Raw genomic sequence first — 23352 nt, forward strand, 5'->3', positions numbered from 1 at the left:
CATAAATCTCAACCTCCTATCCCTAGTGGTGTTCCCCATTTATTATCCAATAAATACCGTAACAAGCTTTGTTTTTTAAGGGATTTGCAATAAAACAACCTCTTTTTAAGAATACTATTATTTAGCATACCTTGAATTACCATTTTAATAAACTCTAAATAAAAAGTGAATGTTTTATTAAAATTATTTTGGATTATTAACATGATTTTATCACTTTCGTGCATAGCTAATTCAAATAATTTTACAAATGAAAACAAGATTTAATGGAATCTTAACGCTTTTGTTAGCGTTTCTGGTGCATTTGTCGTATGCCCAAGACAAGACCATTACTGGTACTGTGACTGACCAAAGTGGTCTTCCTTTACCTGGGGTGAATATTGTCGTTGAGGGTACTACAAATGGAACACAATCTGATTTTGACGGAAACTATGCTATAAATGCTAGTGAAGGTCAAACTCTTTTATTTACCTACATTGGTCAAAAAGCCGAACGAAGAACAGTTGGTGCTGGAACCACTATCAATGTTCAGATGGCTGAAGACGCTCAAGCTCTTGAAGAGGTTGTTGTAACTGCCCAAGGTATTAAGAGAGAAAAAAAGGCACTTGGTTATGCTGTTACATCTGTAGGGTCTGAAGCCCTTGAAGATAGAGCAGAAGGTGACGTTGCAAGGGTGCTTTCTGGTAAAGCCGCTGGTGTAAACATTACAGCCGCTGGTGGTGCCTCTGGTTCTGCCACAAATGTTGTTATTAGAGGTTTGAACTCTTTTAGTGGTAACAACCAAGCTCTTTTTATTGTAGATGGTGTTCCTTTTAGTAATGACACTAACCAACAAGGAAATTTTATATCTGGTAATACTGGAAGTTCAAGATTCTTAGATCTTGACCCTAACAATATTGCTAATATTGAAGTTTTAAAAGGGTTATCTGCTGCTACCTTATATGGTACGCAAGGTAGAAATGGTGTAATTCTAATTACCACCAAATCAGGGTCTGCCTCAACAGGGCCTAAAAAAACTGAAATTACAGTAACACAATCTTTCTTTTCGAACGAAATGGCTTCTTTGCCAGATTACCAACAACAATATGGTAATGGCTTTGACCAGTCTTTTGGTTGGTTTTTTAGTAACTGGGGACCAAGTTTTGACAGAGGCGGAACTGCTGGATGGGGAGCTCAATCAGCTATTGATGACGCCGGAACACTTGCACACCCTTACTCAACTGCTTCCCCTGCAACTGGAATTCCACAAGCATTTCCTGAGTTTCAAGGTGCGCGTTACGAATGGAGACCGTACAACTCTGTAGAAAATTTCTTTAGAACAGGTAGAACTTTAAATACCAATATTAATATCGCTGGCTCAAGCCAAGATGGTAAAACATCTTTTAATGCAAACGTTGGTTATTATAATGATGAAGGTTTTACACCTGGAAATAAATTTGATAGAGTAAACATTTCTCTTGGTGGTGTTTCTGAACTTAGCAATAAATTCACAATTCGTGGAACTATGAACTTTGCTAAATCAAATGTATTTACGCCACCTATTGCATCAAGTAGAGGTAATGGTACTGATGGTTTATCTGTTTATGGTAATGTATTCTTTACTCCTTTAAGCGTGGATTTAATGGGCTTACCTTTCGAAAATCCAATTGATGGGTCTAGTGTTTATTATCGTCAAAATAATAGTATTATTAATCCAAGATGGACGGCCAAAAACGTAGTTTACAATCAAAATACCAACCGTTTTTTCTGGAATCTTTCTGCTAACTATGCCTTAACAGATAATTTAGATTTAAACTGGAGAACTGGTTTAGACTTCTATAATGAAAGAAACACAAATAGTTCCAATAAAGGAGGTGTTGAATTTAATGATGCCATCTTTGGTTTCTTAGATACATACGATAATAACAATACCATTTGGGATCACTTTGTGTCTATAAATGGAAATTATGATATTTCTGAAAAATTAGGTCTTAGTTTTACCGCTGGTGCTACTGCTAGATCAGATTCTTATGATAGAAATGGTGTTGCAAGTACAGGCCAAATTGTATTTGGTGTTAAAAGACATTTTAACTACGAAAACCAATTGCCTATCCAATTTTCTAGAAAAAGAAATATCATTGGTCTTTTAGGACAGGCTACTTTAGATTATGATGACTTCTTATTTTTAAATTTAAGTGCTCGTAAAGACTGGGTATCTAATTTCCAAAGTGCAAATAATAGCATAACCTACCCAGGAGCTAGTTTATCGTTCCTACCAACAAATGCTTTTCCTGAGTTAAAATCTGAAAACGGTTTGAATTTCTTGAAAATTAGAGCAAGTTATGGTACATCAGCGAACTTTGATACTGATTCTGCTTACCCAACAGTTGGTTTTACAGAACAAAATACTCAAGTATTTAATGACCCTCTTTCAGGAACATCTATAACTGCTAATCAAGTAGCTAATTTTAGAGCTAATCCAGATTTAAAACCTGAGCTTTTAGAAGAAGTTGAACTTGGTTTTGAATCTAAGTTCTGGAAAAATAGAGTTTCTTTAGATTTCACCTATTTCCTAAAAACCACTAATGACTTAATTGTTGAAGAACCACTTGCACCCTCAACTGGTTTTACTTTAACACAGAGTAATATTGGTGCTATTGAAAATAAAGGTATTGAAGCTGATTTAGGAGTAGATATTTTTAATAGCGAAAATTTCTCTTGGAATTCAAGAGTTAACTTCTTTACTAATGATGTTATTGTTACTGAACAAGATCAAGAACAAATATTTTATTCTGGCTCCATACCTGCGGGTGGCGGCCTGTTCAGAGGTGGTAACGTTGCTCAAGAAGGTGAATCTTTAGGTTCTATCTATGGTACTGCCATTGCTAGAGATGATAATGGTAACTTTTTAGTAAATAGTGCAGGTAATTACATTGTTGCAGAACAAGATGAAAATGGTTTAGCACCAATCGTTGGTGATGCAATTGCAGATTACTCAATGAACTTCATTAACACTATTCGCTATAAAAACTTAAGTTTAAACTTTCAAATTAACCATACTAAAGGTGGTGACATACTTTCTAGTACTGTAGCAACTTTATTAGGTAGAGGTTTAATTGTTGAAACTCAAGATAGATTAGGCACCTATATTTTACCTGGTGTAAAGGCAGATGGTTCTGCAAACAACACGCAGATTAATAACTCTACTTATTACTTTAGTAACTTACTATTTGGCCCAACAGAAACAAGAATTTACGATGCATCAGTGCTTCGTTTACAAGAGGTATCTTTATCTTACAGGATGCCTTCTAAATTTTTGGATAAAACTCCATTTGGACAATTAACCTTTACCGTACAAGGATTTAATTTATGGTATGATGCTTATAACACTCCAGATGGTGCAAATTTTGATCCAAACGTACAAGGTGTTGGTGTAGGTAATGGACAAGGATTTGATTTCTTAAATGGTCCAAGTGCGAGAAGATATGGATTTAGCATAAAAGCATCCTTCTAATAAAAATTGTTAATACGATTAAGATTATGAAAAATATATTTAAACATATTACACTAGTCTTATTAGCGGGCTTTAGTTTTTTGGCCTGTGAAACGACTGAATTGGACTTGACAGTGAGTCCGAATGAACTCTCACCAACACAATCTGATCCAAATTTGTTGTTAAACGCTATTCAATTAGCGTATGCTTCAAATCAATATGTTCTTTCAGAGCAAGTTGGCGAATTAACCAGAATTGAATATTTTGGAAACAGAGATTACTTTGCTGGTCTACCGGGTAGTACCTTAAACGCAGTATGGGCAAGAGTTTACAGTTCTGATTTCACAGTTCCTGGAAATGGCGCCGTAGATGTAGGTATCTTAACTAATCTGCAAGCATTGGAAGCTATAGATGCTGAAACAGATGTAGATTACTCATTCCACATCGCCCTTGGAAAGATAATGTATGCACATTCATTATTCCAATTAGTTGATGTTTTAGGTGAAGCTGTATTTTCTCAGGCTGGTAACCCAGCAGAATTCCCTGCACCTTTATTAGATAGCGGCGAAGATGTGTATGCTGGTGCTTTTGGTTTATTAACTGAAGCTCAAACATTGTTAGCCGCCGCGCCTGGCACACAAGGTGCAACAGATATGTTCTACGGTGGAGATACTGAAAAATGGATAAAAGTAATTAACTCTATTCGTCTAAGATCATACAAGAACACAGGTAATACAGCTGCATTTAACGCCATCGTTAATGCTGGAAACTATATTACCTCTGCTGATGATGATTTTCAATTTGGATACGGTGTAAGTGAACTACAACCTAGTGATAGACATCCACTTTATGAAACTAGTTATACTCCAACTGGAGTTGGTCCTTACAGATCAAACTGGTTAATGGATTTGATGTTGCAAAATGATGATCCAAGAATACGTTATTACTTCTATCGTCAAGCAGATGGAACTCCTGGTGCTATTGACGTAAGTGGTAATCCAGTTCCACCTAATGAAGAAACTATTTCTTGTTCTTTATTTACACCTCCTGCACATTATGCTGGTTTTGTGTATTGTAGTGTTGACAATGGGTATTGGGGTAGATCTCATGGTAACGATGAAGGTGGACCACCAGACGGATTCTTAAAAACAGCTCCTGGTGTATACCCAACTGCAGGACGCTTTGATGATAGCCAATTTAATTCTGTAGATCAAATAACTGGAGTAAATATCGCTCCTGGTGTAGGTCTAGGTCAAGGTGGCGGTGGAGCAGGTATTACACCTATAATTTTATCATCCTATGTTGATTTTTGGATTGGTGAAATGGCTACATCAGATGCTGATAAAGCAACAGCTTTAAGAGATGGTTTAGAAAAATCAATTGCTAAAGTGCAAGCTTTTGGTGCATTAGATGGTTCTGCTGATTTATCAGTAGCTCCTACTGACACTGAAGTTACTTCGTACATAGACGATATTGTTGCTGCTTACGAAGCTGCCTCAGGTGATGACAAAGAAAACATCTATGCTGAGCAATATTTTACAACTTTATATGGTGGAGCATTTGAGTCTTATAACTATTATAGAAAGACAGGATTCCCAACAACAGTATTCCCTAACTGGGAACCAGATCCAGGAGCTTTTCCTAGAACATACTTATTACCTCAAAATGAGGTGTTAAATAATCCAAACTTATCACAAAAAGCGGATTTATCAACACAAGTATTTTGGGATACTAATCCGGCTGGCCCTACTTTCCCACCTGCTAATTAAAATTTTATAGAAAAATGAAGAAAATTAATTTTATAAATAAAGTCTTTTTAGCTGGTATAGTTGTACTATTCGCGGCTTGTGAAGATAGTGATAAGACAATCGATCAAATTTTTGATGCAGAAACTAGAGGTTCTACCCTAAGAACGATTGAAATCACTGAAAGTGAAATTGAGTACGACGTTGTTACTAGTAGTTTACTAAGCGGTGGTTTTAGCGCTACTGTTGAAGTTCAAGATCAAGAAAATGGCGATTTACTGCAATCTTTAGATGTATATTTAGGATATAGTGACAATACCTCTGATAAAGGAAATTCTACCATCGGAGACGCTGAAGTTCTTGTACAGTCTTTTTCATTAAGTGATGGAACAATTGGCGAATTTGGTTTACCTAGATTTACTTATACAACCACTGCTGCTGAAATGCAATCGGCTTTGGGATTAACTGGAGACGAAATCTTTGGTGGAGATGCTTTTACTATTAGATTTGAAATAGTAAGAACTGATGGAGCCGTGTATTCTGCTGCAGATAACTCAGGAACAATTACTGGATCTTATTTTAGTTCTCCATTTGAATATTCTTCTGTATTAGTATGTGCGCCAAAACCAACTCAGGCTGGTACTTGGACAATTGATATGCAAGATTCTTATGGTGATGGATGGCAGCCAACCACGGCAGATGGTGGTGGTCCTGGTATTATTATCACTTTAAGTGATGGTACTGTTTTTGAAATTGGTTTATGTACTCCATACGAAGACCCAGGTTATGATTGTACTGATGGTACAAGTGAAGGCACTGCTACTTTTGACGTACCTGCAGGGCAAACTGCCGAAGCTTCAATTGAATTTCAAGGTGATTTTTGGGGAGAAATGTCTTTTCAGATTTACACACCCGAAGGAAATTTAGTTGCTAGTGTTGGTTCAGGTACTGCTGCTGGTCCAGTTGCAATAGACTATTGTGCAGACTAAGCACAATGAAAATATTAGTTCAACTTATTTGAATTAACTATATAATTAGTCGAAACTAAAGGGGTTGCATTGCAACCCCTTTTTTTATCTTTATTAAACACTTTTATACAAATTAATCATCCTCCAGTGATCACGTATTATATTAAAAGATTCCTACTATTTTTATTGATGTTTTTACCATTTTTATCCTGTAAAAATGAAAAATCAAAAGCAACAAAAAAAGCAACAAATCAGTCTGTTTTTCAAAAAATAGAATCAAGTTATAGCGGAATTAATTTTGAAAATAGAATTACCGAAAATGTAGAAACCTTAGAAAACTTATTTAACTATGACTATTTCTATAATGGAGCAGGTGTTGGTATAATTGACTTTGATAACGATGGTTTACAAGATATTTTTTTCTGTGGAAATCAGGTTGAGAACAAACTCTATAAAAACTTAGGTAATTTTAAATTCGAAGACGTATCCAATTCAGCTAAAATTAACACCAATAAACATTGGAGTAATGGCGTAAGTATAGTGGACCTTAACAATGATGGTTGGCAAGACATCTACATATCACAAGGTGGTCCATATCAAAGAATTGAAAGGGGTAATCTTCTATTTATCAATCAAAAAGATGGCACTTTTAAAGAAGAGGCTGCTAACTACGGATTAGCTGATCAAGGTATTAGTACTCAGACTGTCTTTTTTGATTTTGATAACGACAATGACCTTGATTGTTTTGTAATGAACGAGAATGAATTTTATGGAGTTGATCCTATCAATCTAGTTAAACTTGTCTCTGAAAATGAAGAATCAAAATATTATAATAGTTGTCATTTTTATGAAAACCAAAATGGCTTTTTTGAAGACATCACCAAAAAAGCTGGGTTAGAACGACCACTATTTGGTCTAGGAGTTACCGTTTCTGACATAAACAATGATAACCTTCTAGACTTTTATGTAGCAAGTGACTATTATATACCAGATGCGCTTTTTATTAATAATGGAGACGGCACTTTTTCAGACAAAATAAAATCGTATACACAACAAATATCATTTTATGGTATGGGAATGGATATTGCTGATATTAATAATGATGGTCTTCAAGATATTTTTGTTCTAGACATGGCAGCAGATGACCATGTACGCTCAAAAACGCTAATGGCTTCAATGAATACCGCCAGATTTGATTATCTAACCCAAAAAGCGGGTTATCATCATCAATATATGTATAACTCCTTACAGTTAAATTTGGGTAACAATAAGTTCTCTAACGTTGTTCAACAAACCAATTTAGCAAATACAGACTGGAGTTGGTCTATTCTAATGGCAGATTATGACTTAGACGCTGACAAAGATATTTTTGTCACCAATGGGTACCGTAGATATGCCTTAGACAATGATTTACAACAAGAGGTGTATAGGGCTAAAGTAAAATACAATGGTAATGTTCCGTTAGAAGTAAAAAAACGACTTTATGAGTCTATGCCTTCTGAAAAATTGCCCAATATTTTATATGAAAATAAAGGCAACCTAAATTTTAAAGAAAATGCTAAAGATTGGGGTCTAGCAGATTTTTCATTCAGTAATGGTGCTGCGATAGCAGATTTTGATAACGATGGAGATTTAGATGCTGTTGTAAATAATATGGATGATGTGGCTTTTTTATATAAGAATACTGCTGTCGAAGATAAAAAAGGAAACTATTTAATTGTTGAAGCAAAAAGTACCCTTAGCGAAGCTTACCCTAAAATTCAAATTTTCTACGATGGTAAACAATCTCAACTTATAGAATCAAGAACCGTAAGAGGTTATCGCTCTTCCCATCAAAATATTGCTCATTTTGGGTTAGGTAACATTTCAACAGTGGACTCGGTTTTTGTTTCTTGGCCAAACGGCAAAAAACATATTTCATATAACATTGAAGTTAATTCCACACTGAATATTACAGATTCTAAGGCCAATGTTGATATAACTTCAATACCAAAAAGTAAAGATTTATTTACAGCACTTGATACTAAAAGGCTTGGTTTAAATTATTCTCATAAAGAAAATTTTTACGACGATTTTGAAAAAGAAATCCTTCTCCCCTACAAACAATCTACTCAAGGTCCTTTTATTGAGAAAGCAGATGTAAACGGTGATGGTTTATCAGATGTTTTAGTTGGTGGAGCATCTGGTCAATCAACAGCTTTATTTATTCAAAATAAAAATGGAACTTTTATTAATAAAATAGTTCCTGCATTTACGAATGATAAAAATTACGAAGATACAGCTGCCCATTTTATTGATATAGAAAACGATGGTGATCAAGATGTATATATCGTAAGTGGTGGAAATGAATTTTTAGAACACTCATCTCTGTATACAGATAGATTGTATTTGAATGATGGTAATGGAAATTTTAGTAGAAATCAACAAGAAGTCTTAAACAGTTTTCCAAAATCAGGTAAAACTATTGCTAGTTTAGATTATGATAATGATGGTTATTTAGACATTATTGTAGGCAATAGAATAAAACCCCAAAACTATCCTAGATTTTCCCCATCAGTAATTTATAAAAATACCAAAGGAATACTTACAGATGTTACCAATAAAATAATACCCGATTTCGCAAGCTTTGGAATTATAAATGATCTTGTTGTAACTGATTTTAACGGAGACAACCAAGATGATTTTATTGCCGTGGGGGAATGGACAAATATTGGGTTTTTTCAAAATAATGGTAATTCATTTGAACTTCTTAAAGACTACAGTTTTGATAATGAGAAAGGATGGTGGTACTCCATTAATGAAACTGATGTTAATAATGATGGAATGCCAGATTATGTGGTTGGCAACGTAGGTCAAAATCTAAAATTTAAAGCAAGTAAAAAGAAACCGTTCAAAATCTATGCTAATGATTTTGATGATAACGGAACTCCAGATATTGTATTAAGTAAAAAATATAAAGGTGAATTTGTTCCTGTTAGAGGCCGAGAATGCTCTTCTCAACAAATGCCTTTTATAAAAGAAAAGTTTAAAACATACGATGAATTTGCTAACGCTAAATTGATAGATGTTTATGGAGAAAAGTTAGATACCGCATATGAAAATGAGGTTACTAATTTTAATTCTATCCTACTTGTAAATAGAGGCCAAGGTAATTTTGAAGTTATTTATTTACCTAAAGAAGCTCAGTCTACACCAATTTTATCGGCTGTTTTTAAAGATTTAAATGCAGACGGATTTGAAGACTGTATACTTGCTGGCAATATCTACGAAACCGAAGTAGAAACCCCAAGATTAGATTACATTTCTGGTATTGTTTTACTATCTAACACTAAGGATGGTTATAATATATTACCAAGAAGCCAGACAAATCTTTATTTAGAGGGCAACGTTAAAGACTTAATTTGGGTTAAAACCGCTACTAATGAAGAATTTTTGATAACTACAATAAATGATGGCATTTTAATTGCCAATTCTTTAAATAAGTAAACGATATACCTTTTAATTGGTATTTTTGAGTGGTTTTAACATTGTTTAACTTTAAAATAAAATATTATCTAAACAATATTTTTAGATTTCGTTAAATTTTAAATTTCATGAAAATATTCACTTTCACTTTTATTGGTTTGGCTTTTACTTCAATGGGTATTTCACAAACTTTTGGTACTGTAACTTCAAGTCAAGTTTCTGGAACTTATGGAAATAGTGCGGCTATTTCATACCTATTAGGAGATGTATCATCTCAAAAAGATAAAAGATCTGAATTAAACTCTAATATCCAAGGTTCTGCTTATACAACTGATACGTTTCTATTTGGTAAATTATATTATAAGGAAAATTATGAATCAGATGTATATTATAGATACAACGCTTACGCCGAGGAAATTGAAATAAAAAGTATTAATGTACCTGAAGCACCTGTTAGTGGTTTAAGTAGAGACAAATCAATTGAATTAGTAACCTTAGATGGAAAAACATTTAGTTTTAAAACTTTTATAGACAAGCAAGGACTAACTCAAAACGGTTACCTGACCTTACTTTCTGATGGTGACTATAAACTTTACAAGCGAGTTGATGTAAAATATACTGAGGGTCAAAAAGCACAAAATTCATTTGTAAAAGCCATTCCACCAAGATTTTCTCAATTTACTGAGTACTATTTAGAAGTGCCGGGTGTAAACAGAATAGATGAATTAGAAATTTCTAATAGAAAGCTTATTAAACTTTTACCAGCTGATAAAAAAGAGCTTGTAAAATCGTATTTGAAAGAAAATAAAATAAAGATTAAAGATGAAGCAGATGTAATTGCGATTCTTAAATGGATAGAACAGCAATAACAAAGTATTCTTGATAATATTCAAAAGCACTCTAAACGAGTGCTTTTTTTATGTCTAAATTTGCCGCATGAAAAACCAAAACGTCATTTACGGTATAAGAGCAATAATTGAGGCCGTTGAAGCAGAACAACCTATTAATAAAGTTTATTTACAAAAAGGTTTACAAGGTGAATTATTTCAACAGCTAGAAGGTATTTTACGAAAAAATAAGGTGAGTACTTCTTATGTTCCGCATCAAAAATTGGATAAACTTTCATCTGGCAATCATCAAGGAGCGGTAGCCACAATATCTAGCATTGCTTTTCAAGACTTTGAGCCTGTAATTGAGTCTATTTTAGAAATTGAAGAAAAACCGATATTTCTTCTATTAGACCAAGTAACTGATGTAAGAAACTTTGGAGCAATAATTCGCACAGCAGAATGTACAGGTGTTCACGCTATTGTTGTTCCTAAAAGTGGTTCTGCACCTCTTAATGACATTGCTATTAAAACTTCGGCTGGGGCTGCCTTTAATATTCCTATCACAAAAGTTGACCATTTAAAAGATGCTGTTTACTACTTGCAATCAAGCGGTATTCAAATTGTAGCAGCTTCTGAAAAGGCTAAAAATAACCTGTACGATATTGACTTTACTATCCCTACAGCGATTATTATGGGTTCTGAAGAAAAAGGTATAAATCCTTCAACTTTAAAAATAGTTGACCATGAAATTAAGCTACCTATTTTAGGTCAAATAGAATCATTAAATGTTTCTGTTGCTTGTGGAGCAATTTTGTATGAAGCCGTTAGACAACGTCTTAATTAATTGTCTAAGTCTTCATTTTTTTTGTAATGATATTTAATTTCAACCTCAGGGTTATTTAAAGTTTCTTCATTTAGAGGAAGATTAGGAATAAAATTACCTTCTTCATCAAAATGTTTCATAAACTCATCATCTTTATCATTAAAATCATCTTTTTCCCAAGCGTATTTTGGTATCTCTGGTAATTCGGTTTTATATATAAGTGCTAAAAGTAGTCCCGTAACAAAACCACCTAAATGACCTTCCCAAGAAATACCTTCCTCTATAGGAAATATATACCAAATCATGCTTCCATAAATAAAAACTACACTTAACGAAAGTGCTATTAATCTAAAATGTTTTGTTAGCACACCTTTAAAGAAAATAAAACTAACCAATACATAAATTAACCCACTAGCGCCAATGTGGAAAGAAGGTCTGCCTATTATCCAAGTACTAATACCAGACAGCAAAACACCTAGTAGTAACACCCTCCAAGCTATAGGTTTATAAAAATAAAACAGTGCTGCTGACAAAACCATGAATGGTATAGTATTGTTATATAAATGCTCTAGAGAACCATGAATAAACGGACTGAATACTACGCCTTTTAAGCCGGATAAATTTCTTGGATAAACACCCCAGCTATTTAAATTAAACCCATATTTTATTTCAAACCAATAAACAACCCACAGTAACAATGCACCAAAAAAAGGAACATAAACAACGGTATTGGTAAACTTAAAATTGGTATTCTCATTCATACACCACTGCAATTTCAATTTACTTGCCAAACTATAATAACGGTTAAATTGTCATCTTTTTACACAAACAAATTATACTTTCTATTTTTACAGAATGAACGCTCCACTTGCAGAACGAATTCGCCCTAAATCTCTTGAGGAATATATAGGACAACAACATTTAGTAGGACCAACAGGTTCACTTACTACTCAGATTAAATCTGGAGTAATACCTTCCTTATTATTTTGGGGACCTCCTGGAACAGGTAAAACTACCCTTGCAAATATAATTGCCACTGAGAGTGATAGACCGTTTTTTACATTAAGCGCTATAAGTAGCGGAGTTAAAGATGTTAGAGAGGTAATAGAAAAATCAAAACAAAGTGGCGGGTTATTTACTTCTAAAAATCCTATTCTTTTTATTGATGAAATACATAGATTTAGCAAATCTCAACAAGACTCGTTGCTTGGAGCTGTTGAGAAAGGATGGGTTACCTTAATAGGTGCAACTACTGAAAATCCGAGTTTTGAAGTTATTCCGGCCCTACTCTCTCGATGCCAAGTTTACATATTAAAACCATTTGATAAAGACACTCTAATAGCTCTTTTAAAGCGTGCTATTACAACAGATGTTCTTCTTAAAAAGAAGAAAATTGAATTAAAAGAAACGGAAGCCCTACTGCGTTTATCTGGGGGAGATGGAAGAAAGCTTCTTAATATTTTTGAACTTGTTGTTACTTCTGAAAGTACTGACACTATTATGATTACCAACGATATGGTTATGCAGAAAGTTCAGAAAAACACTGTTTTGTATGATAAGACAGGGGAGCAACATTATGATATTGTATCAGCTTTTATAAAATCTATAAGAGGTAGTGACCCTAATGCAGCGGTTTACTGGCTTGCTAGAATGATAGAAGGTGGTGAAGATGTAAAATTTATTGCACGCAGAATGGTGATTCTTGCTTCAGAAGATATTGGAAATGCCAATCCGACCGCGCTAGTTTTAGCAAATACTACCTTTGAGGCAGTAACCACTATTGGATATCCTGAATCTAGAATTATTTTAAGTCAGTGCGCAACTTACCTAGCCAGTTCTCCCAAGAGTAATGCAAGTTATTTAGCCATTGGTAAAGCTCAAAAAGTAGTACAAGAATCTGGTGATTTATCTGTGCCATTAGCTATACGTAATGCTCCCACAAAACTTATGAAAGACCTTGGCTACGGCAGTGGTTATGCATATGCGCATGACCATAAAGATAATTTTGCAAAAATGGAATTTTTACCTGAGGAAATTAGAGGAACTACGTTTTATAAACCAGGTGAAAATCCTAGAGAAAATGCTATGCGAGACTTTTTAAAAAAACGTTGGAAAGACAAGTATGATTTCTAAAATTTAATAATGAGCTCTTCCAATTTTTTGCCATCTTCAGCATTAAGCTCAACAAACCATTTACCATCTTTTTTAAATACTAAACCTGAAGTTTTATCTACAGATTCAGCCAAAAATACATCTGGTACCGATGTTTTTGTTAATTGATACATCACTTTTGGCGTAGTATCTACTAATTGATAACCATTAGTTGTTGGTTGGGCATATAATGTTGAGACCATCATTTTATCTGTCATACCCTCCATTTTCTTTACTGCCATATCTGTATTCTCCCCCATAATCATATCTGGTGAAGTCTCGGTTGCTGGTTGCTCTTTTTTAGAAGCAAGAGCAGATTCTTCAATTTCTTCAGTAACATCTTCTTCTGCAGATACTACGACAGCTTCTGTAATTTCTTCCGTTTTTTCAACTTTTGGTACTGGCATTTGCTTAACATCATCCTTAAAATTCAAAGTAACACTAGTTGCGTCATCTTCACTAGTTGATTGGTTATAGCTATATTCTATTTTTTTAATTGGAGTTAAAGCTGCCGAAAGTGCTTTTTGATAGGAAGAAACGTATTCTTTTTCTTTACTCTTACCTGTTATTGTTCTATATATTTCATTGCCTTTACAATCTTTAAAAACAACTGTAGTTTTTGTAGTAAATAAAGAGGAGTCATCAATTAAATCTATAAACAACCCCAAACAGTTATTAGCAGCCAAATCTTCTGGAAGATTAGTATCATAAGTAGCCTGGTAACCATTAGTAGTAAAAAAGTGTTTAATGTAGGTACTGGTTTTGTACTCATTTTGATTTTTAAACGCGTCAAACTTAACTGGTACAACTATATATTTATAACTATTAAACTGTGCAACGGTATTACTAATTACAGTAAAAAAAAGTACGACTACTAAAAGGTTCTTTATCATGTTTCTTGAGAATCAATAATTGTTCCAAGATATGATATTAAGCCCAAACTGAAAAGATGCAAACTGACTGTCTGTAATATTCCTGTAAGCCAATAAATTATCTCCGAGCACAAATAAATTTACAGGCCCAAATTGAAAGTTTAACCCGAGGCCAATATTAGATAATGTATATTTATCTACACTATAGGTAGTTTTTAAGGCCAAAACATTTCCTATTCTTCTTTGATAAAAACCTGTAAGAGCAAGGTACGGTCCCCTTGGCCTATACATTGCAAATAATTGTGCACCAGCTGCATTTACATAGTCTAAATCATTTGTTCTAGGTACCATATTAGTGCTACACTCACAAGATTTTGTGCTAAATCCTCTTTCTCCCCAATTGTGCCTAATTGAAGCATTAATTTTTGTTGGTCTTAAGGATATGTAAGAATTGGTATTAGTTTCAAATGGGATTAAGGTTTCAATTTCATCCACCAAATCTTGCCAAAATTCAGTAGTAGTATTTTGTAAGTCTTCTGGTAATCTTATCTCAATGCCTTCATTAATTGCCGCACCATTGAGGGTATAGTTTTTTACATCATTTGAATGATAAATAAACCCTACGTCTTGTATACTACCTGTAATAAAGGTTTGTTGATTAAGACTATAGGTGAAGCCAGCATCAAAACCTAAACCTAAATTACCACCTAATAATGCTCTTTTTAAAATATGGCCTGGCATTTCTTCTGTAGTAGCATCACTAGAAAATACATCGAATAATGATTCTATGCCCGATGTTCTAACCTGTATATCTGCAACCAGCGTATTTCTGAGAATATTATTTTCACCTTCGGTTGTTACAAAATAACCGCTATTTCTTGTAGATTTAATTTCGAAAACACTAGAATACAACTTTGCGCGAGCACCAATTTGCCATTTGGCGTTTACTTTCTTATTAATGCCAAAATGAAACACCCCTACCCCTTCTCCGCGAGCTGCGATATGATTTAAATCAAACCTTCTACCTAATGCATTGGCGTTACCGTCAAAAGTTAGCTGCGCAATATCTTGAGGCCAATACCCTAAAAGATAGCCTTCACCATACAATCCAAAAGAATAATAGTTATTTGGATTATTCTTACCTCTAAAACCACCATACAACACATCGTAAAACTGGCCAACACTTACATCATCTCTAAAATTCATTCCGTAAATAACCTCATCAGCAAACTTGGTGGTAAAGTCTACACCATCATCAGCTAACAAATCTGCAGCACTTACGCCACTAGAACCTGCATAGAATGAAATTCTTGAAAGTGCTGGAAAACCAACGTGCCAATTTTGTGGGGTTTTAACGCCGGGGTTTAAAAGTAAACTGTGAGGTATCTCATACAAATCGTATAACAATTGCTGTTTTTGAGCACACACAGTTGCCACACCGTGCAGTATGCAAATAAAAACTAAGGCTACTTTCTTCATCGTATTTTTATCCTAAAAGCAGCACTAGATTTTAAAATTATTTTTGGATTCTCTTGCGTAGAGGTACTGGTACCATCACCTAGGTTTATACCATTAACTCGTATTTGTGAAGTATTTCTAAGTATTTGAATACTCTTACCGCCATTACCGTAGGCTACCTGAATCTCTGTTTCTGGAGCAGGGTTTGCCTCAATAGAAAATTGTTCTGAGTCTAGTGTATTGCCAGATGCATCGAAAAACTCTATTTGTAATTCAATGGCCTTGCTTGTGGTGTTACTAATTTGATATGTGATAATTCCATCTAAAACTTTATCATTTATAAACGATTCTGAAAAAGCTTCAAAAACAAATTGCTCTGAATAAAAACCACCAGTACCCGCTAGATTTATTACTTCTTCTGTAGATTCAAAATAAAATATGCTCGAGGCCACAGTGGGTTCTATGGCTAAATCATCTGCCTGATTTACATTTAAATCTTCTGAACATGAAACAAAAGTCAATACTATGACCATTAACAAAGTATAATATGTTCTCATGTTTTTAAGCATCTTACTACTTTATAACACTTTAAACAAAGTGTACCCTACTATAACTTTATAAATATTGATTTATTTCGCTCAAATGCATTATAATTGGAGCGTGTTCATGATTTTCTTCATTATTGGTATTGTAATGAATGGCTTTCATACCAACCCGCTGAGCACCAAGAACATCTGCCTCTAAATTATCACCTATCATCACTGATTTTGTTGGTGAAGCATTTGCGGCTTCTATTGCTGTATTAAATATTAAAGGATTAGGTTTTTTTACACCGGCGGTTTCAGAATCCATCACTACATTAAAGTAATCTGACAACCCTGAGTTTTTTAATTTTCTTCCTTGAATTTCTCGAAACCCGTTAGTTATAATGTGTAATCGATAATTCTTTCTTAAATACGATAGAATTTCAAAGGAATGCGGCATTAGATTTTCGTAAAACGATAAGTTATCAATATACGCATCTGAAAGACTATTTATAGTAGCATCTTCTACAAAAACTTCAAGCCTATCAAAGGTTTGTTTTAATCGTTGGTACCGTAAGTCTTCTTTGTTTATTTTTTCTTCTCTGTAAAGTTTCCAAAAAGAAGCATTTAACGGCTCGTATATATTGATAAAATCTTGTATAGAAACAGTTACATCATGAGCTGGTAGTATTTTTTCAAATGTAAGTTTTGAGTTGGTATTAAAATCCCACAACGTATGATCTAAGTCAAAAAAAACATCAGTAACTTCACCTTTATACATAATAACGTCTTAACAATTTTTGGTACAAATCTAACCAGTTTAATCGATGCTTTTTTCCAAAAAGTTCATTTGAAAATACTATGGTAAATGTTCCGTTAAGTTTTTTTACTTCTCTATAAATATCATCTAATTTGTCAAAGACTTGTTGCTGTTGTTTGTAGTTGACCAAACTATAATCAAACAAAACAAAAGGATGCACTTTTAAGGGTTGTTGCATTTCTAAATTAATGTCATAGAAAAAATGAGATGTGCAAGTTCCTGCTCTAAAACCTATTTGATGCGTATAGCCCATACTATAATCATCTGTTATTTCGAGGGTTATTAGCTTTCTGTACGAATCTGGCACGTTTACTTTATTGTAGCGCAAACGCACGCTATTAACAGGCCTTTTTATTAAATTGGATAATTGTTCTTTTTCTTTTTTTAGCACTTCTGAGTCATATGCAGACTGATATGATGCACTTAATCCAACTTTACTATAATCTGCAATAGACTTTATTAGATGTCTAAACTTGTTTTTAAAAATAGACACATTTTTATCGTGTCTACTATAGGCCGCAAACTGAAAAAAGAAATAGCTTTTCACCTTAAACTTTTGATGTAGCTCTAGTAGTTCTGCATAATTATTATAAGGATCCTTTTCGGGGTTAACCCATGTAGCAATTCTTTTTACTATGCTTGAAAACTTAAATCTACTTGCATCTATTGCTAGCCCTCCAATATTTCTAAATACCCCTCTATGAGCGTAACAATGAGATGTTGTTACGTTGATTATAGATTGAAATTGAAATTTTCGTTGTTTTGAAACCAATTCTGGAAACCTTTCTTTTAGTAATCCTAAAAATTTAAATGCCCATAAATCAACTAAAGGCCTGTGTAAAATACTTTCTTTGTAAAGAAAACTAGATTTTGCAGGAAATCTTCCTACCTCATCTTTTACGTGTGGTAAATATTCCTCGTATCTAGATAACAAATAAAAACTCGCAGAAAAAATATCAAACGGGATTACACTCTGTTCTCCCGCTCCAAAAAAACAAGGTAATTCATCCCATTCTTGAATTTTTATGGCTATATCGTTAATGCCCTGTTCAAATAGCAAATCGTTACTTCTAATGAAAAACTCATTTTGTAGCGGCTGTTTGGTATAGGTGATTTTAGGACCACTGTGTTTAATAAAATCTTCAACCTTAGTTGCAAAGCTATGTTCAATACCTAATATTTCACCAAACATTTGACGCATGGTGTAAGTAAAACGTTTGGTTATTTTGTGCGTATATATAAGTAACATAGCTCGTTAAATTTCAAAATTACGAATACCCTAGATATTGCTTTTTTTTGAAGACTAGGCTTGCTTTTAAAGATAACCTTCATCAGCAAAACTCAAATAGGCATTTTGAGTAATGATTAAATGGTCTAGAACTTTTACATCTAAAACATCTGCAGCTTGTTTTAACTTCTGAGTTAATTGCTTGTCGGCCGAGCTAGGTTTTAAGGTGCCTGACGGATGATTATGTGCCAAAATTAAACCAACAGCACCTTGTTCTAAAGTATTTTTCATCACCAATCTAACATCAACTAATGTACCTGTAATGCCCCCTTTAGAAAGTTGTTCTTTAAAGAGAACCTTATTTGCATTGTTTAAGTAAATTATCCAAAACTCTTCATGTGGTAGTTCCCCTAAAATTGGTTGAAGTAATTCAAAAACATCTTTACTACTGGTAATCTTACTAATTATGGTAGCTTCTTCTCCTCTTCTACGCCTACCTATCTCAAGGGCTGCGGCAATACTTACAGCTTTGGCTTCACCTATACCCTTAAACTGCATTAATTGTTTTACGCTTAGTTTTCCTAATTCGTTCAAATTATTATTTGCTGAAGCCAAAATTCTTTTACTTAAATCAACTGCACTTTCTGCTCTGCTTCCTGAACCTATTAGAATAGCAATTAATTCAGCATCAGATAAAACAGACCTTCCTTTTTGCAATAGCTTCTCGCGAGGTTTATCGTCATCTGACCAATTTTTTATAGAAAATGAGGTTTGTGTGTTTTGCATGTTTTAAAGATAACCCGATTTTATTTTTTTACGCTTTAAACCTTTTTATCGAATTTTAAAATCTACTTATTGTAATTTTATACAAAGCCTTTTTTATGAAATCTATTTTTAATGATGCTGATTACGATACTCTCGTAAAAAGACTACACAAACTAACTCCAGAATCTGAAAGACAATGGGGTAAAATGAGTGTTGGTCAAATGCTATGGCATTGCCAATTTCCCTTAAAAATTGCAATTGAAAATAAAGACCAAGGCATTAAGGGAAATCCATTAATTCGTTGGTTTTTTAAAAAATCGCTTTACAGCGACAAACCTTGGCGTAAAAATCTACCTACAGCACCACAGTTAAAGGCAACTGAAGAAAAAGATTTTAAACCTGAATTTGATGTATTACTTTCTCTAGTTGAAGAATGTCATGCTAAGAAAAAAAGAGATAAATGGAATCCGCATCCGCTATTTGGTCATTTTACTCACGACCAATGGGGCCAACTTGAGTATAAACACCTAGATCATCATCTAAAACAATTTGGCGTATAATTACTCGTAATATTTATCTGAACTATAAAGTTTTTAGACTATAGATAATTGTATTTTAAAGGGTTATCAAAATACAGATAGGTTTAACAAGTTACTTTAGTACTATCAAAAACTTGTTATTATGAAAACTAATCTACTTTATTACCGTATTATTTTAGGTGTTTTTTGTATGGCCATGATTGGTGTAGTACTCAATAGTTTTATTAATTATGAATCAGTTTCTGAAACTATTCTAAACTTGGGTTACCCACCTTATTTACTTTACATAATAGGAGCTGCCCAAACACTTGGAGTACTATTGCTTATAACTAATAAAGCAGGAGATTTTACTGAATGGATTTATGCTGGATTCTTTTTTAATCTTACTCTTGGTTTCATTGCGCATTTGGTATCTAACTTGGGTAACGGGGCTTCGGCAATATTATGTTTAATTCCGCTATTTATGAATTACTTTTTATATCGAAAAATTACAACTAACCCTGCTTACTCAGAAAAAACAGAAAGCTTATTATTTTAAAATAAGTATACTATCACTAAAAAAAGCCGCTACAAATTGTAGCGGCTTTTCTTATAATAGCTCTTGAATTTCATCAAAATTTAATCCTCCGTAATTACCAGAACTCATTAAAAGCAGTGCTGTTTGATGTAAGTCTTTTTGAAACAAGTAGGTTCTAAATGCTTGTGGGTTTGTAAATACATTTAAGTCTTTTCTATTAAAGCTATCCATAATTTGCTGGTTTGTAACTTCATCTAGCTTTTTAATCTTAACCGCTTCTGGAGAAAAGAATACAGCTGCCTCATCTGCCACTTCTAATGCACCTTTATATTCATTTAAAAACTCAGCATTTAAACTACTGTAAGAGTGCAGTTCTAAACATGCTAATAATTTTTTATCAGGAAACTGATTCTTCAATGCTTGAGTTGTTGCTTTTACTTTACTTGGAGAGTGCGCAAAATCTTTAAAAGCAATGCTCGTTTTACCTTCCCCAATTTTTTCCATGCGTTTACTCGCCCCTTTAAAAGAGGAAATAGCCTCATAAAATTCTTCTTCATCAACCCCTAATTGTTGACAAATCCATTTAGCACCAGCAAGATTACTAAGATTATGTGCACCAAAAATTTCTAATGGCATTGGACCATCCATTGTTTCGATATAGGTTACACCGTCTTCTACATAGTGCTCTGGAATCTGATATGGAAACTTTCTAATGGTGTTTTCAGAGTTCTCAACAACTTTTTGAACTTCAATATCTTCAGCATTGTAAGTGATGCTGCCACCATTAACAATACCATCTACGAAAATTTTAAATTGCTCAACATAATTTTCGAAAGTTGGAAACACATTAATATGGTCCCACGCTATGCCGCTTAAAAGGGCAATGTTTGCATTATACAAATGAAACTTAGGTCTTCTATCAATAGGTGAACTTAAATACTCATCACCCTCCAATACAATAAAATCATTTTCATTGGTTAGGTGAACCATTCTATCAAAACCTTCTAGTTGAGCACCAACCATATAATCTACAGAGATATTGCAATAACTAAGTACATGTAAAATCATACTTGTTATTGTTGTTTTACCATGACTGCCACCAATAACAACTCTAGTTTTATTTTTAGATTGTTCGTATAAAAATTCTGGATAAGAGTAAATTTTTACACCCAGCTCCTGAGCTTTTAGTAGTTCTGGATTATCTGGTTTGGCGTGCATACCTAATATTACAGCGTCAATATCTTCTGTAATTTTTTCTGGAAACCAACCAAATTCTTGAGGAAGTAAACCCTTTTTGCTCAATCTACTTTTAGAAGGTTCAAATATTACATCGTCACTCCCGGTAACGGTATAGCCTTTATACTCAAGGGCCAAGGCCAAATTATGCATAGCACTGCCACCTATGGCAATAAAATGGATTCTCATTTAAAATAATTTCAATTTCAAAGATACATTGAAAATTACCTACCTTTTGGCGAATAAAACTTTAATAAAAATGAACTTAGCTAACATAAGCTCAAAAGAAATTATGCCAGGTTATCACGGAAAATTAATACATGGCGATAAAATAAGTTGGGCCTTTTGGACAGTTGAAAAAGGTGCCGAAGTTCCAGAGCATCATCACCATCACGAACAAATAATGCATGTAGTTAAAGGCGATTTTGAATTTACCCTTGGTAACGAAACCAAGGTTTATAAAGCTGGTGATGTGGTTGTAATTCCTTCTAACACCCCGCATTCTGGTAAAGCAATTACTTCTTGTGAATTAATGGATGTTTTTAGTCCCGTGAGAGAAGAATACCGCTAACTATTTACAGAAATAAGATTTGTAAAGAACTTAAAAAAGACTTAGAAAAACTGAACAATGAATATTAGTCTCAAGGGAAAAAATGCTTTAGTTGGTGGTAGTAGTGGTGGTATTGGCAAAGGTATTGCCGAACAATTAGCAGAAAGTGGTGCTAGTGTTACCGTAATGGCTAGGAGTGAAAATAAACTGAAGCAATTAATTAACAACCTACCCACAGAAGACGGCCAAAAACATGAATACCTGGTAGTTGATTTTTCAGACTTTGATTCTTATTCAACTATTATTTCTACTTACTTCAAAAAAAACACTGTAGATATTCTAGTCAACAACACTCAAGGTCCCGAGGCAGGAGGAGCATTAGAAAAAAAAGTGGACGACTACCAAACAGCATTTGATTTGCTTTTTAAAACAATAGTTTTTACCACAGAATTAGCCGTAGAGCAAATGCAAAAAAACGGTTGGGGAAGAATAATTAATGTAGCTTCAATTTCGGTTAAAGAGCCTTTAAACTATTTGGCTCTTTCTAATACTATTAGAGCAGCTGTGGTTACTTGGGCTAAAGGTTTAGCATCAGATGTGGGTCAATTTGGAATTACAGTAAATAGTATTTTAACTGGTTATTTTGATACTGAACGTATTGCACAATTAAACGCCAAAAAAGCGGAAAAAATGGGTGTCTCTCAAAATAAAGTTCGTAAAACCATGGAAGAAATGGTTCCTGTAAAACGTATTGGTCAACCAATAGAATATGGCTACCTAGTGGCATTTTTGGCATCAGAAAAAGCTGCTTTTATTACCGGTATTAATATGCCTATAGATGGTGGATTATTAAAATCATTGTAACCTATAAAGTTTCTAACTAGTTGTTTGTAAGCAAGAAAAATTGTTAATTTGAAAAAACCAACTACAAACCCAACAATTAATGCCTCCGATATTATTTAAAGTTACCAGGGTTTTATTAGCAATTATCTTACTGATTTTTGGTTCGAATAAAATGCTACATTTTCTACCTATGAATATTGAAGCTATACCTACTGCGGCTTTAGATTTTACTTCATCATTAAAGAATACCTATGCGCTATATCTGATTTCAATACTAGAAATTTTGGCAGCTATAGCATTTTTAACAAATCGCTACGGGGCTTTAATGGCTCTTATTTTAATGAGCATTTCTATTAATGCTTTTCTGTACCATTTATTTTTATTACCACAAGGTTTGGCGCTATCAATAGTATTTTTAGTTTTTAATATTGTTATATTAATTGGGTATAAAGAGCGGTATACAGAACTATTAAAAGCTTAAGTACCTAACAGAAAACATCCATTAACTCAATGTAAACATTGTTTTACGAGATGGTTGTTTTAAATTTT

The 23352-nt window shown here is 33.7% G+C and carries 20 protein-coding genes; 12 read left to right on the forward strand and 8 right to left on the reverse strand.

The genetic code is table 11. From position 1 onward, the window contains the following. Nucleotides 1–247 precede the first annotated feature (247 nt). The 6 genes from H5V42_RS12050 (at nucleotide 248) to rlmB (ending at nucleotide 11321) form a co-directional block, all read left to right on the forward strand. The gene (locus H5V42_RS12050; protein WP_185783425.1) at nucleotides 248–3490 is read left to right on the forward strand and encodes a SusC/RagA family TonB-linked outer membrane protein; all 3243 of its coding nucleotides are present in this window, start codon (nucleotides 248–250) and stop codon (nucleotides 3488–3490) included. Between the two features lie 26 nt (nucleotides 3491–3516). Next, on the forward strand, nucleotides 3517–5238 hold the full coding sequence (locus H5V42_RS12055; RefSeq protein ID WP_185783426.1) for a SusD/RagB family nutrient-binding outer membrane lipoprotein: 1722 nt from the start codon (nucleotides 3517–3519) through the stop codon (nucleotides 5236–5238). Nucleotides 5239–5252: 14 nt separating this feature from the next. Further along, nucleotides 5253–6203: a hypothetical protein gene (locus tag H5V42_RS12060; protein WP_185783427.1), complete on the forward strand. Its 951-nt coding sequence runs from the start codon at nucleotides 5253–5255 to the stop codon at nucleotides 6201–6203. A gap of 168 nt (nucleotides 6204–6371) precedes the next feature. Next, entirely contained in the window at nucleotides 6372–9668 is a 3297-nt protein-coding gene (locus H5V42_RS12065; protein ID WP_185783428.1) for a VCBS repeat-containing protein, read from the forward strand. A gap of 107 nt (nucleotides 9669–9775) precedes the next feature. Next, nucleotides 9776–10516, forward strand: a complete 741-nt coding sequence (locus H5V42_RS12070; protein ID WP_185783429.1) for a hypothetical protein — start codon at nucleotides 9776–9778, stop codon at nucleotides 10514–10516. Nucleotides 10517–10583: 67 nt separating this feature from the next. Then, on the forward strand, nucleotides 10584–11321 hold the full coding sequence (gene rlmB, locus H5V42_RS12075; RefSeq protein ID WP_185783430.1) for a 23S rRNA (guanosine(2251)-2'-O)-methyltransferase RlmB: 738 nt from the start codon (nucleotides 10584–10586) through the stop codon (nucleotides 11319–11321). Here rlmB and H5V42_RS12080 read toward each other — a convergent pair. Then, on the reverse strand, nucleotides 11318–12061 hold the full coding sequence (locus H5V42_RS12080) for a rhomboid family intramembrane serine protease (RefSeq protein ID WP_185783431.1): 744 nt from the start codon (nucleotides 12059–12061) through the stop codon (nucleotides 11318–11320). The two genes, rlmB and H5V42_RS12080, sit on opposite strands and share 4 nt — an antisense overlap. Before the next feature lie 94 nt (nucleotides 12062–12155). Between H5V42_RS12080 and H5V42_RS12085 the strand changes: the two genes are divergently transcribed. Beyond that, the gene (locus tag H5V42_RS12085) at nucleotides 12156–13433 is read left to right on the forward strand and encodes a replication-associated recombination protein A (RefSeq protein WP_185783432.1); all 1278 of its coding nucleotides are present in this window, start codon (nucleotides 12156–12158) and stop codon (nucleotides 13431–13433) included. Here H5V42_RS12085 and H5V42_RS12090 read toward each other — a convergent pair. The 6 genes from H5V42_RS12090 to radC form a co-directional block, all read right to left on the reverse strand. Next, nucleotides 13430–14344 (reverse strand): hypothetical protein, encoded by a 915-nt coding sequence (locus H5V42_RS12090; protein WP_185783433.1) that lies wholly within the window; start codon nucleotides 14342–14344, stop codon nucleotides 13430–13432. The two genes, H5V42_RS12085 and H5V42_RS12090, sit on opposite strands and share 4 nt — an antisense overlap. A 12-nt stretch (nucleotides 14345–14356) precedes the next feature. Continuing rightward, on the reverse strand, nucleotides 14357–15802 hold the full coding sequence (locus H5V42_RS12095; RefSeq protein WP_185783434.1) for a DUF5723 family protein: 1446 nt from the start codon (nucleotides 15800–15802) through the stop codon (nucleotides 14357–14359). Beyond that, a complete protein-coding gene (locus tag H5V42_RS12100) occupies nucleotides 15799–16338 on the reverse strand; it encodes a hypothetical protein (RefSeq protein WP_185783435.1) in 540 nt (179 codons plus the stop codon). Before H5V42_RS12100 ends, H5V42_RS12095 begins: the two co-directional genes overlap by 4 nt. A gap of 58 nt (nucleotides 16339–16396) precedes the next feature. Beyond that, nucleotides 16397–17086, reverse strand: a complete 690-nt coding sequence (locus H5V42_RS12105) for a YjjG family noncanonical pyrimidine nucleotidase (protein WP_185783436.1) — start codon at nucleotides 17084–17086, stop codon at nucleotides 16397–16399. Continuing rightward, entirely contained in the window at nucleotides 17079–18374 is a 1296-nt protein-coding gene (locus tag H5V42_RS12110; protein WP_185783437.1) for a polysaccharide deacetylase family protein, read from the reverse strand. The genes H5V42_RS12105 and H5V42_RS12110 overlap by 8 nt, the downstream gene beginning before the upstream one ends. 66 nt (nucleotides 18375–18440) lie before the next feature. Beyond that, nucleotides 18441–19139, reverse strand: coding sequence for a RadC family protein (radC, locus tag H5V42_RS12115; RefSeq protein WP_185783438.1), 699 nt, complete (start codon nucleotides 19137–19139; stop codon nucleotides 18441–18443). Between the two features lie 95 nt (nucleotides 19140–19234). On the opposite strand from radC, the gene H5V42_RS12120 reads away from it, so the two are divergent. After that, nucleotides 19235–19678, forward strand: a complete 444-nt coding sequence (locus H5V42_RS12120) for a DUF1569 domain-containing protein (RefSeq protein ID WP_185783439.1) — start codon at nucleotides 19235–19237, stop codon at nucleotides 19676–19678. A 121-nt stretch (nucleotides 19679–19799) separates the two neighbouring features. Then, entirely contained in the window at nucleotides 19800–20195 is a 396-nt protein-coding gene (locus H5V42_RS12125) for a DoxX family protein (protein WP_185783440.1), read from the forward strand. A 51-nt stretch (nucleotides 20196–20246) separates the two neighbouring features. On the opposite strand, the gene H5V42_RS12130 is transcribed toward H5V42_RS12125, so the two are convergent. Continuing rightward, nucleotides 20247–21599 (reverse strand): UDP-N-acetylmuramate--L-alanine ligase, encoded by a 1353-nt coding sequence (locus H5V42_RS12130; protein ID WP_185783441.1) that lies wholly within the window; start codon nucleotides 21597–21599, stop codon nucleotides 20247–20249. Between the two features lie 70 nt (nucleotides 21600–21669). On the opposite strand from H5V42_RS12130, the gene H5V42_RS12135 reads away from it, so the two are divergent. The 3 genes from H5V42_RS12135 (at nucleotide 21670) to H5V42_RS12145 (ending at nucleotide 23284) form a co-directional block, all read left to right on the forward strand. Next, the gene (locus H5V42_RS12135) at nucleotides 21670–21981 is read left to right on the forward strand and encodes a cupin domain-containing protein (RefSeq protein ID WP_185783442.1); all 312 of its coding nucleotides are present in this window, start codon (nucleotides 21670–21672) and stop codon (nucleotides 21979–21981) included. Nucleotides 21982–22038: 57 nt separating this feature from the next. After that, on the forward strand, nucleotides 22039–22824 hold the full coding sequence (locus tag H5V42_RS12140) for an SDR family oxidoreductase (protein WP_185783443.1): 786 nt from the start codon (nucleotides 22039–22041) through the stop codon (nucleotides 22822–22824). Between the two features lie 79 nt (nucleotides 22825–22903). Beyond that, the gene (locus H5V42_RS12145) at nucleotides 22904–23284 is read left to right on the forward strand and encodes a DoxX family protein (RefSeq protein WP_185783444.1); all 381 of its coding nucleotides are present in this window, start codon (nucleotides 22904–22906) and stop codon (nucleotides 23282–23284) included. Nucleotides 23285–23352 lie beyond the last annotated feature (68 nt).

The organism is Croceivirga lutea, assembly GCF_014235875.1.
Lineage (GTDB): Bacteria > Bacteroidota > Bacteroidia > Flavobacteriales > Flavobacteriaceae > Croceivirga > Croceivirga lutea.